Below are 10,721 nucleotides of genomic sequence, written 5' to 3' on the forward strand. Positions count from 1 at the left end.
ATGATCATCTCCACTAACACCGCTCACCCCCTGCACGAACCGCACGTACCCAGCCACCACAATCGTATGAATACTCTGCGTGCCGGTGTGCTGGGTGCTAATGACGGTATCGTCTCCATTGCTGCGCTACTGCTCGGTGTGATCGCCACCGGCGCCAGTGACACCGTCGTTTTCGGCGCTGGTTTGGCCTCAACGATCGCGGGAGCGGTATCTATGGCTCTCGGTGAGTACGTCTCTGTCTCCTCGCAGCGTGATACCGAACGGGTGCTCATCGCAAAAGAAGCGAAGGAGCTGGCCGAAGACCCGACGGCCGAGCACGTCGAGCTGTCGGAGATCCTACACTCCTACGGCATCTCCCCTGCGACAGCGAACCAGGCGGCCACCGAGATCGGGCAGGGTGACGCCTTGGGCGCCCACCTTCAGCTCGAGCTCGGTATTGATAAGGAGCAAATGACCAGCCCCTTGGCCGCCGCCTTCTCCTCGGCCGTGGCTTTCCTGCTCGGAGCACTGCTGCCGATGGTGTCGGTATTCATCGCCCCTGCAGGCTGGGACGCCGGCGTGGTCTTCGTAGTCACGCTGCTGGTCCTGGCGGTTACCGGGTTCATCTCAGCCCAGATCTCGGGTACCTCCCCAATGCGCGCGTGCGGGCGCCTGGTGATCGGTGGTGCCCTCGGCCTGGCCGTGACCTACGGTGTCGGTGTTTTGTTCGGGGCCGCAGTCTGAGGTGCCTCGGGACAGAAAAGGGGGAATGCGGGTTTTGTGGTGGCTGGGCGTTTTCGTCGACGCCTGGACGAAGTGATCGGCGCCGACCTCCTTGCAGACCATCCGGGGCCTGGATGGACCGCTGCCCCAGCCGGTCGCCAGTTATGGTCCGGCTGACTACTCGTTTCTCCTCCGGCAGGTGACCACACTGGTGCTATGAGATGTCTTCTGGGAAGACGACTACCGAGTAGGCCACCACTGTCAGGCGAGATTCTGCTTGCTGGCCTCGGCGGTAAGATAGGCATGGGGGAACCGAGGATCCCAGTGGCTATCCGTGACCTCGAAGCCAGCGTGTTCTAGTGCCTGGGCAAGCTCGGACAGTGGCCACTGGTAGGCGGTGGCCACTGGATGCTGCACCGGTTCGAGACGGGGTCCGGAGAAGAAGGACATGAGGAGGACACCGTCGTCCTCGGCCACCGCGCGCAGTGAAGCCAGTGTTGCCTGCAACTCGTCAGGTCCCATATGGATGAGCGAGTACCAGGCCAAGATGCCTGCCCAGCGCTTCGGCGAGTCTGAGAGGTCGGTAATAGTGCCGTGGTGGAAGGTCACTGAGGGATGTGTCTGGCGAGCGAGCTCCACGAGCCGTGTTGCCGGTTCCAGTCCCTCGATCTGGTGTCCGAGGCTCGCGAGGTGACCGGTCCACCGTCCCGTGCCAGAACCGACATCGAGGATCGCCCCGTCGACGTTGGCGGCCCAGGGCTCGATGAGCGCTCGGTCGGGGTCCTCGGCCGAGATTACCGTTCCGAGCAGTGCCTCCGCGTCAAAGGTCGGTGAGCTGTAGGCCTTGCTAACGTCATCTGTTGCCATGAGGAACACCTTAGGCGTTCCAAGCCTTCCGGTACACGGCGTGCGGTTGTCGGCAGTCGCGCGGCTAGTGCCCGCGAGTCTGGATTCTAACGGCCTGTAGGACGACACAGCATCGGGGAAAGCGAGCCATCGTTGATGGCACGGCGTCTCGGGCACTGCTCCTGGCACCGCTTGGCTACCCCCTCTGCGGGGATTGTCCCTTATTTTTCCTTTCTTTTCAGGTTAGAGTGATACGCATCATACGTAATTTTCCATTGTATGTAGCTATTGATGGTCACAATCTAAGGAGTAATCCGTGGAGATCAACCCAGATTTTCCGTTGTGGCTGCGGGCCACGCACCTGATCAATTTCGTTCTCATCGGCATGCTGCTGCGCTCCGGGTGGGAGATTCTGTCGTCCATGCCGCGGTTGTGGTGGCGCAATGACTGCGCCCCGGGCACGGAATGGCTCCGGTTCACCAAACGCAAACTGCCCAAGGAGGAAGGCGTCTATACCTCCTTGATGGATGAGAAATCACTGTCGCCGTTGATCGGGCTGCCCGGTCGAGAAAACATCGGCCTTGGCAGGCACTGGCACGGCATGTCGGTGATGTTGTGGGTGCTCAACGGCATCGTCTACGTCGTTCTGCTGTTTGCCACCGGGTTGTGGCAGCGCATTATCCCCACCTCCTGGGACGTCTTCCCCGAGGCGTGGGAGACGTTGAAGGTTTACCTCGGCTTTCGTGCCCCGGGCATCGAGCACTTCACGCCGTACGACTCCCTACAGATGCTCGGCTACACGTTTGTCATCTTTATCCTGGCGCCGTTTCTCATCCTCACCGGAATAGCGATGGCCCCGGCCATCCGGTCCCGCTTCCCGTGGTACGTCAAACTCTTCGGCGGCCACCAGGGTGCACGTTCCCTGCACTTTATCGCCATGGTGTTGATGACGGGCTTTGTCATCATGCACGTCGGCCTGGTTTTTTTGGTCCATGGCGACTACAACATGGTCCACATGGTCTTCGGCGATATAAACACTGACCGTGCGGCGCAGGCCTACATCATCGTGATCACCACCATCGTCATTGTGGTGTTGTTCTGGATCGTGCTCAGCTATTGGTCGCTGGCTGACCGGGCCCGCGCCCAGCGGTTTACCGCCAGCATCACGGAGATCGGACGCAAAACCTTCCTCAACCGACTGCGTCCCCGGATGAGCAGGCAGAACACCTACACGGACAAGGACATCTCAGAATTTCACTGGACCAATGGCCTGCCGCCGACCGATGATGAATCCCCCGAGTGGATCGCCGCCCGCGACAACGAGTGGGAGGGATACACCATCACCCTCGGCGACGATCTCAACGGCACCGAGAAGACCATCACCCTCGACGATCTGCGGGAGCTGCCGCAGACCTCGTATGTCGCCGTACACACGTGTATGCAGGGCTGGTCGGCGACCTCGCGGTGGACAGGGGTGCGGTTACGTGACCTGATGGAGCTGATCGGTCCGAAACCGGATGGGGCGCGTTACGTGCTGGTCGACTCCTACGGTCTGGCCCAGAAGATGTACGACAACCGCCCGCGTGAGCCGTTCTACGCCGCCCTCGACCTGGATACCGTCTACGAGGACGACACCATCATCGCCTATGAGCGCAACGGAAATCCGCTGGAGACCCACCTCGGGGCGCCCGCCCGCCTACGGGTGGAATCCAACCACGGCTACAAAATGGTCAAGTGGATCAATTCAATTCGCTGGATCCGAGACTATGCCGACTATGGTGATGGTAGAGGCGGTACCCGTGAGGACTCCGCCCTCCAGGCGTTCAACGGAAGGATCTAGTCACCGATGCCATCAGAAATCGTCTCCTGCCGGTTCAAGGTCGAAGGTGTGCGTACCGACAGGGACGTCAAGAAGGCCCTGCAGTCCCTCTACGACATCTTCGCCGACCACGGCCTCGGCCAGGCGGCCTTCGATATCACCGGCGATGAACACGCCGACCTGATCATCAAACACCTCGCCTCCGTCAACCCGGACCCGGCCATCATCGATCAGGCGCTGGCCCGCGCGGGCGACTTCCGTGTGATCTCCGCTGATCTGCACTCCGACCACTCCGGATAACGACTGTTCGGATCGCTGGCCGATCGGTGGAACACCGGTTGAGGCCGGGCACCCCCGGGGTGCCCGGCCCATCTCGGTTCAGAATTCGGCTGCCTCTCACATGAGCATCATGAGCAGGAGGAAGACCAGGAAACCGGCGGCGGCCATGGCGATGGTGCCGGTGCTCTCCTTGATTTCGTAGGCCTCGACCAGTAGCTCGGCGACGGCGGTGAACAGCAGCGCCGCAGCTCCGAAGGCCAGCCCGGCAACCAGCACCGGGGCGGAGACCCCGGCGAAGACGAGGGCACCGAGCACGGCGCCGATCGGCATCATGGCCGCGACGAATGTGCCCACCCCGATCGCCGTGCCCAGGCTGCCTCCGCCGGCACGGGTGGATCCTGCCGTGGAGGCGGCGACGAAGAGCAGCTCGATCGACAGGGCGATCGCGATCAGCAGGGCCGCAGCCCCACCGGCGGAGAGGGCGACGCCGATGATGGCGCCGTCGATCAGGACGACGACCGCGAGGGCGACGATCAGCCGCAGGTTCACCCCGGTGGCCGTGGTGGAGGAGTGAGCGTCATGCCCGTGGGCGTCATCATGGCCGTGGTGGTCGTGGTGCGGATCATCACCGGGGTGGTGGCTGTGTCCGACGCGGGTGAGCAGGGAGCGTAGTGCCAGCATGAAGGCGGTGCCCAGCACGAAACCGACGATCAGAGGCCATCCCCCGCCCAGGTGGAGGGCCTCGGGGAGGAGGTCGAGGGTGGCTGCGGCGATGATCAGACCGGCGGCAAAGTGCTGGACATAACTGGTCAGCGTGGAGGTCTGGCTCTGGGTCGCTGGTGCCGCGATCACCGCGCCGGTGACGCCAGCGACCAGGCCAAGAGTGCCCAGCCCGAGTGCTTGTCCAAGCAGTTGCATGATCATGTTCTTGTCAGTGGAGTTCTTCTCCGGCCGGTAGTTACCCGACCTGCTACTAAAACCCTATGACTCCCCCGAGAATCCATCCATGATCTAGATCAATGTTGGTTCCGGGATCGGCATCACCGGCAACACAGGTGCAGCAGCCTGGAGAAAGGAATCGCGACTCCTTCTTGCCGCAGGGCGGGGAGATCAGCAGCACGGAGCGAAAAATCTGCCGGCACAGGCTGCAAGCCTCTGCTGGCAGGGGCCGGGGCGCCCTGTTATTCGCAGGCAAGACCGCGGCAGATGCTCAGAACAGATTGCGGGTCCTCATCGCAGCCCCCGCTTACTGTGGAGTGTCCGCAGTAAGCGGCGCAACCGGCTGGCTGCGCCTACGCGGGTTTTCTCCTCCGCGGTCGTTCTGGTTGTCTGGTTAGTCCTGGGAGGTGATGAGCTCGAGGACGATCTTGCCGCGGGCGTGGCCCTGCTCAACGTGGGCCAGGGCCTTACCGGCCTGTTCCAGCGGGTAGGTCGTATCGACCTTCGGGGCGACCAGCCCGTACTGGACCACCCCGGTGATCTGTCCGACCATTTCCGGGGTGCGGCGCAGCACCTGTCCACCGAGTTCTTCCACGGTGGCAGCATCAGCCGCCGAGATCACATGCGCCGGATTCTTCGCCAAGGGAGCAACCACCCGCAACGCCTCCCCGCCGACTAGGTCGAAGACTACGTCCACACCGTCAGGGAGCAGCGCACGCACCTGCTCCGCGACGGCGTCGCCGGTAGCGACGAAGATAGCACCGGTGGATTCGATGAGCTCGCGCTTGTCCTCGTGGTCAACGCCGACGACCTGGAACTTGTGGACCCGTCCGATCTGCGCGGCCATCAGCCCGACCCCACCACCGGCCCCATTGATCAGCAACGACTGGCCTGGTTCAAGTTCCACCTGGTGAGTGCCGGCGTAGGCGCTCACCCCAGCGACCGGGATCGCGGCGGCGTCGGTGAACGAGATCTCCTCCGGCTTGAGCACGGTACTCTCTGCCACCAGCAGGGTGTCCTCGGCATATCCGCCGACGCCGGGGGCCACCAGGCCGAGCACCTGATCGCCGACCGCGAAGCCCTCCACACCGTCTCCAACGGCGGTGACGATCCCGGAGGCCTCCTCGCCCAGGGGTGCCGGAAGCTCTCGCGGGGTTCCGGCAACCCCGGAACGGACCTTCCAATCAAGCGGGTTGACCCCGGCCGCGTGGACCTTGACCCCGAGTTCTCCCGGGCCTGGCTGGGGGGTGTTGCGGGTGATCAGTTCCTGGTTTTCCGGGCCGCCGTACTCGTTGAACACGTATACCTTCGACATCGTGTGCTTCCTCTCCTCGTGAATTTCTTTCCTGTGGTCACGGCCGTTCGCGGCCTTGTCTGTCACGGTAGGAAGATGATCACCGCGAGACCATGACGTGGATCAAAGAGTGAAAGAAGTGGTCACGAAGGACCCCACCGACATTGGGGGATCTATCGCGCAGGCCCCTTCGTGCCGCTAAGGTCGGTGTCGCTTGCCACAGCGTGCCCAGGGCCTCTCGATGCGCTAGGTGAGGCCTGCCCCTGTTCCCAGCAGGAGCAGGCATTTTTCTCCGTCGTCACCCTTCGGGGACGGCAGGCCCCTGACATGCATATCCCACACCGCCTCAACGGTTGCGCACCATGAATCCCGAAAAACCGGCTAGTACCGGTTAAACCTGCGGCAGTGGGGAGGCCCTGAGGCGAAGGTCGGTGATGCAGGTGGCTCCGTCCGTACCGGTGGTGAAGTAGGAGTAGCCGGTGAACTCCCCGTGGGTGATCTCGATGGTGCCGGCGGTATCGCGCGGGAGCCAGTAGCCGATGAACCCGTTGTCGAAGGTGGTTGCCTGCTCCGAGACGAGCACCGCACCCGTGCCGTCCTCAATGATCTCTACCTCCACGGGTGCGTTGCGCAGCTCGCCCAGGCAGGTGGTCAGGCTGTGGTAGAAGCAGTCATGGGTCTGGTTGATAAACGGGGCCACGGACACATAGACGGAGGCAGCGGGCATATCCAGGCTGATTTCCTCGTCAGGAGTGGTCAGAACGAGCTCGTCGGGGCGCACCACGGCCATCAGATCCTGCGGACGGGCCTCCACGAGGAGAGCGTCCAGGTAGTCGATGATCCCCACCGCGTCCATACCTGCCAGATCGACCGAGGCCAGAAACTCCGCCTCCTCGGGGTCCGCCGCCGAGGAGGTGCACCCGGCCAGGGTGAGCGCACAGACAGCGAGAAGGGCGGCGAATCGGTTCATGGCAGATCCTTGCTTCATGTTTCTATGGTCAAACATAAAAACTACTGCATGTGACAGTAAGAGGAAAAGGGGACGTGGCCCTTTCCGGGAAGGTCGGCGCGGGCCCAGTATGCCGCGACCCGCACCGTCATGCGCAGCTGCTCCCACCGGTCGGGACCCTTTTCCGGTTGTTCAATCCAGGTTAAGGAATTACTCCGGATATAGCCGTATTTTCATTATCACGCACCCATTCCACGTGCCCCCGATGAAAGGACCCCACTGTCATGACCATTCCCATCCTCAAGCACACCACCGTGTCCACGTCGGGGTTTTTCTGCCCGAATTGCCTGGCCATCGCCCAGACCACACTCAGTGACCTGGAGGGGGTGGCCTCCGTCGAAGTGGTAGTACCGCCCGGCCATCTCGTGGTGTTCCATGACCTACAACAAGTATCTGTGGACGAGCTCATCAGGACCGTCACCGACATCACCTCCACTGCCCACTCCTCAGGCAGCGAGTGGTGAAGGGGGCGCGGCTGTCGGTTGTGTCGGAGGCTTTTGTTCCTCCGCTTCCGCGGTCATTGCTCTACGGGCCTGATAGCATGGGGCTTATGGCCCGCAATCCCGTCCGTCACAACTGCGCCCAACCCCACCAGTGCTCTCTGGACGTGCGCATGCAGGTCATGGCCCGTTCCCCGCTGACCAAGAAGCTGAACCCACAACAGCACAGGGAACTCGACCAGCATCTGATCTCCTGGGCCTGGGCCGCGGGTGATCCCATCCTCCTAGCCGGCGAGCAGGCTCAGGGCAGCTATATGGTCGCCGCCGGTCGGGCCCGGATCACCCGGGACACCATCGATGGCCGCGAAATCACCGTCGACATCGCCGCCCCCGGGGATGTCATCGGCCCACTGCACACCCATAGCTCCCCAGCCACCGACTCCGCCTGGGCGATTGAGACCACCTGCGCGCTCTACCTGCCCGCCGAGGCCCTGGCCGAGGTCGTGGACGCCTACCCGCAACTGGCGTTGGCGATCATGCGGATGCAGCAGGACCAATTGGTCCGGTCCCGGGAACGCGAGACCGCACAGACCACCTCGACTGTCGAGCAGCGCGTGGCCGGCGCCCTCCAACACCTGGACGCCAAGCTCGGGCAAATCCGACAAGACGGATCCAGCCTGCTGCAGGTCCGCCTGCGCCGCGACGACGTGGCCGGCATGGCCGGCACCACCGTCGAGTCCGCCTCCCGGGCAATGGCGCGGATGAAGAAAACCGGTGTCATCGACTCCGGCCGCGAATGGATCGCCATTACCAACCACCAGGCCCTGGCCGACCTGGTCGCCGGCCTCTAAACGCCCACATCCCTCTCTCTTTCCCAGGACAATTTCCTGGTAGGAGGGATTTGTCGTTGTTTGATCCAGGTCAAGGAATTAACCCGGAAAGGACCGTATCTTTAAAGGTGCAAGCACAGGAACATGACGATAAAAGATGAAAGGACCTAGTTACGATGACTGCCCCCGCCACGCTGAAGAACACCACCTTGCGCTCTGATGAGTTCACCTGTCCGAGCTGTGTCGCCAAGATCGAAAACAAGCTGAATGGTTTGGACGGCGTGGAGAATGCGGAGGTGAAGTTCTCCTCCGGACGCATCCTGGTCACCCACGACCCACAGAAGGTCTCCGTACGTGATCTGGTCACCGCGGTAGCCGAGGTCGGTTACACCGCCAAGCCGTCGGCGATCTGACGCACTCCCGACCCCACAAGCCCGCCCGCACCAGAAATTGTCGGCGGGCCATCTGTGCCCCCGGGCTACGAGCACCACAGTCTTTTTGCGCTCCAGATCTCACTTTGCGGGTACTTGATGCGGATCAAGGTACTTTCTCCGGATTGTTCATAACTTAATGAGTATCACAGAAAACACCTGATCTTCATCATGAAAGGACACCACCATGGCCGAAGTGACCTTCGCCAGTCTCCACGAGAAGATGAACTTCCTGCTCAAGGACCACGGGGTCGAGAACTTCGACAAGTCGGATCTGGACCTCGAATCCGTCTCCTCACTGCACGCCAAGGCGAACGCGTTATGCGCCGCCCACGGCGGTGACCCCTCCCGCATGGCGAACGATACCCTCGCCCAGCTGCACCCGAAGCTGGACTTCCTGATGAAGGGGCACGGCGTGGACACCGACACTGCCCGCCTGGACTTGAGCACACTGGAGGCTGTGGATGCCAAGGTCAACGCCATTGTCAACGCCCACGATCATTAGCGACTGGACCATCTTTCCGAAGTGGGAGCCGCGCTGTCCTCATGCCCACACCGACCCGTGAACGACAGGAACCGAATCTTCTCGCAAGAACTCGAGCCCTGAATACAGGCGACATCCAGGGTGCCATACGCAACGGCTACTCCCGCCTATCACAGTGTGGCGGCGTTGTACCGCGTGTGTCGTCCTGCGGGCCAGGACGACACTATCCACCTAGGACATCTCAAGGAGACCCGTGACGCCTACCAGCGACGCGTAGATGACGACCTCGCCCTGTTCCCCTCCCTTGCGGCGCCCGACCCACACGGCCGCCACCCGATCCGGGAATGGCTGAGCACTCACACCGGCCCTCTCATGGACGCCGGCTGTACCGCCAAACCCTCGGCCTACTAAACACCCCCTATCCGAGTACCCGGGAAAGGAGCATGATCGACGCCACGTCAGGTCGGAGGTGTGTGGGTAATTGATCCAGGTCAAGGAAGTTTCTCCGGGATTGTCCTAACTTAATGAGTGTCACAAGAAAAAGACCCTCAAAAAGTAAAGGACACCCATCATGAAGACCTGGAAAACCTGGGGCGTGGTCGCCGTCTCAGGCCTGTTGATTATCCTGTCCTGGCTCACCCCCGCTGGGTGGCTGTCAGACGGATTCATGATCGCCGCCGCGGTGGTCGCCGGCTGGCAGATCGCCGTCTCCGCCGTCCAGGCCCTGCGCATTAGGATGATCTCGATTGACCTGCTGGTCATCGTCGCCGCCATCGGCGCGCTGTTCATCAACAACTACTGGGAATCCGCCGCCGTCACCTTCCTCTTCGCCCTGGGCAAGGCCTTGGAGAAGGCCACGATGAACCGCACCCGCAAGGCACTGTCGGACCTGGTGGACGCTGCCCCCGAGACCGCCACCGTGTTGCGCGACGGTGAGCCCGAAACCGTTGAGATCTGGGAACTGGCCCCCGGCGACGTCGTGCTCGTGAAAAACGGCGAGCAGATCCCCGTCGATGGACGCGTGCTCTCCGGTCAAGGCGGGGTCGACGAGGCCACCATCACCGGGGAATCCGTACCCGCTGAGAAGGCCGAGGACTCGGAGGTCTTCGCCGGTACTTGGCTGCGCTCCGGTGTGCTGCGCATCGAGGCGATTGGCATCGGCTCGGACTCCACACTGGCCAAGATCATCCACCGTGTGGAAGACGCCCAGGACGATAAGGCCAAGACCCAGACGTTCCTGGAGAAATTCTCGAAGTACTACACCCCCGGTGTGATGGTCGCCGCCCTCGCCGTTGGCCTGATCACCCTCAATGTGGAACTGGCCTTGACCCTGCTGGTCATCGCCTGCCCCGGGGCGCTGGTCATCTCCATCCCGGTCTCGATTGTCGCCGGTATCGGACGCTCCGCTAAAGACGGGGTGCTCATCAAGGGTGGCGAATACCTCGAGACCTCCGCGAAGGTCGACACCATAGTCGTCGACAAGACCGGCACCCTGACCAACGGCCGCCCCGAGCTGACCAACGTCGACGTCCTCGACCCTGCCTACTCGGACGATGAGGTGCTCACCCTGGCCGCCCGTGCCGAAACCGCCTCCGAGCACCCCCTGGCCGAGGCGATCATCCGCGGCGCGGAGAACAAGGGACTGACC

Annotated in this window: 12 protein-coding genes; 8 read left to right on the top strand and 4 right to left on the bottom strand. The window is 62.4% G+C overall.

What is annotated here, in order from left to right:
* Positions 1-723 carry a VIT family protein gene (locus ACG98I_RS11555; protein WP_394720794.1) on the top strand — a complete coding sequence of 241 codons (723 nt, stop codon included), beginning with the start codon at positions 1-3 and terminating at the stop codon, positions 721-723.
* A gap of 240 nt (positions 724-963) precedes the next feature.
* Here the strand turns inward: ACG98I_RS11555 and ACG98I_RS11560 are convergent, their stop codons facing one another.
* Positions 964-1,569 (bottom strand): class I SAM-dependent DNA methyltransferase, encoded by a 606-nt coding sequence (locus ACG98I_RS11560; protein ID WP_394720795.1) that lies wholly within the window; start codon positions 1,567-1,569, stop codon positions 964-966.
* 295 nt (positions 1,570-1,864) lie between these two features.
* On the opposite strand from ACG98I_RS11560, the gene ACG98I_RS11565 reads away from it, so the two are divergent.
* Together ACG98I_RS11565 and ACG98I_RS11570 are read left to right on the top strand one after the other, a co-directional pair.
* Positions 1,865-3,388, top strand: coding sequence for a molybdopterin-dependent oxidoreductase (locus tag ACG98I_RS11565; RefSeq protein ID WP_394720796.1), 1,524 nt, complete (start codon positions 1,865-1,867; stop codon positions 3,386-3,388).
* Between the two features lie 6 nt (positions 3,389-3,394).
* Entirely contained in the window at positions 3,395-3,667 is a 273-nt protein-coding gene (locus ACG98I_RS11570) for a hypothetical protein (RefSeq protein WP_394720797.1), read from the top strand.
* 96 nt (positions 3,668-3,763) lie between these two features.
* On the opposite strand, the gene ACG98I_RS11575 is transcribed toward ACG98I_RS11570, so the two are convergent.
* From ACG98I_RS11575 to ACG98I_RS11585, 3 genes are all read right to left on the bottom strand, one after another.
* Positions 3,764-4,570: a hypothetical protein gene (locus tag ACG98I_RS11575; RefSeq protein ID WP_394732564.1), complete on the bottom strand. Its 807-nt coding sequence runs from the start codon at positions 4,568-4,570 to the stop codon at positions 3,764-3,766.
* Positions 4,571-4,979: 409 nt separating this feature from the next.
* Positions 4,980-5,966, bottom strand: coding sequence for an NADP-dependent oxidoreductase (locus ACG98I_RS11580; protein ID WP_394720799.1), 987 nt, complete (start codon positions 5,964-5,966; stop codon positions 4,980-4,982).
* A gap of 304 nt (positions 5,967-6,270) precedes the next feature.
* Positions 6,271-6,849, bottom strand: coding sequence for a CueP family metal-binding protein (locus ACG98I_RS11585; protein ID WP_394720800.1), 579 nt, complete (start codon positions 6,847-6,849; stop codon positions 6,271-6,273).
* 263 nt (positions 6,850-7,112) lie between these two features.
* Between ACG98I_RS11585 and ACG98I_RS11590 the strand changes: the two genes are divergently transcribed.
* The 5 genes from ACG98I_RS11590 to cadA form a co-directional block, all read left to right on the top strand.
* Positions 7,113-7,352: a heavy-metal-associated domain-containing protein gene (locus ACG98I_RS11590; RefSeq protein ID WP_394720801.1), complete on the top strand. Its 240-nt coding sequence runs from the start codon at positions 7,113-7,115 to the stop codon at positions 7,350-7,352.
* 86 nt (positions 7,353-7,438) lie between these two features.
* Positions 7,439-8,179, top strand: coding sequence for a Crp/Fnr family transcriptional regulator (locus ACG98I_RS11595; protein WP_394720802.1), 741 nt, complete (start codon positions 7,439-7,441; stop codon positions 8,177-8,179).
* A gap of 155 nt (positions 8,180-8,334) precedes the next feature.
* Positions 8,335-8,571: a heavy-metal-associated domain-containing protein gene (locus ACG98I_RS11600; protein WP_042622839.1), complete on the top strand. Its 237-nt coding sequence runs from the start codon at positions 8,335-8,337 to the stop codon at positions 8,569-8,571.
* Between the two features lie 205 nt (positions 8,572-8,776).
* Positions 8,777-9,094 carry a hypothetical protein gene (locus ACG98I_RS11605; RefSeq protein ID WP_394720803.1) on the top strand — a complete coding sequence of 106 codons (318 nt, stop codon included), beginning with the start codon at positions 8,777-8,779 and terminating at the stop codon, positions 9,092-9,094.
* A 550-nt stretch (positions 9,095-9,644) separates the two neighbouring features.
* Positions 9,645-10,721 (top strand): cadmium family heavy metal-translocating P-type ATPase (cadA, locus tag ACG98I_RS11610; RefSeq protein WP_394720804.1); only part of this gene is annotated, 1,077 nt, incomplete at its 3' end.

It is taken from the genome of Corynebacterium sp. L4757 (genome assembly GCF_043673995.1).
In the GTDB taxonomy this organism is placed as follows: domain Bacteria; phylum Actinomycetota; class Actinomycetes; order Mycobacteriales; family Mycobacteriaceae; genus Corynebacterium.

What these genes read in the sequence shown, in the direction of transcription:
- ACG98I_RS11555 (WP_394720794.1), top strand. Translation starts at nt 1, where the DNA reads ATGATCATCTCCACTAACACCGCTCACCCCCTGCACGAACCGCACGTA.
- ACG98I_RS11560 (WP_394720795.1), bottom strand. Translation starts at nt 1,569, where the DNA reads ATGGCAACAGATGACGTTAGCAAGGCCTACAGCTCACCGACCTTTGAC.
- ACG98I_RS11570 (WP_394720797.1), top strand. Translation starts at nt 3,395, where the DNA reads ATGCCATCAGAAATCGTCTCCTGCCGGTTCAAGGTCGAAGGTGTGCGT.
- ACG98I_RS11575 (WP_394732564.1), bottom strand. Translation starts at nt 4,570, where the DNA reads ATGATCATGCAACTGCTTGGACAAGCACTCGGGCTGGGCACTCTTGGC.
- ACG98I_RS11585 (WP_394720800.1), bottom strand. Translation starts at nt 6,849, where the DNA reads ATGAACCGATTCGCCGCCCTTCTCGCTGTCTGTGCGCTCACCCTGGCC.
- ACG98I_RS11590 (WP_394720801.1), top strand. Translation starts at nt 7,113, where the DNA reads ATGACCATTCCCATCCTCAAGCACACCACCGTGTCCACGTCGGGGTTT.
- ACG98I_RS11595 (WP_394720802.1), top strand. Translation starts at nt 7,439, where the DNA reads ATGGCCCGCAATCCCGTCCGTCACAACTGCGCCCAACCCCACCAGTGC.
- ACG98I_RS11600 (WP_042622839.1), top strand. Translation starts at nt 8,335, where the DNA reads ATGACTGCCCCCGCCACGCTGAAGAACACCACCTTGCGCTCTGATGAG.
- ACG98I_RS11605 (WP_394720803.1), top strand. Translation starts at nt 8,777, where the DNA reads ATGGCCGAAGTGACCTTCGCCAGTCTCCACGAGAAGATGAACTTCCTG.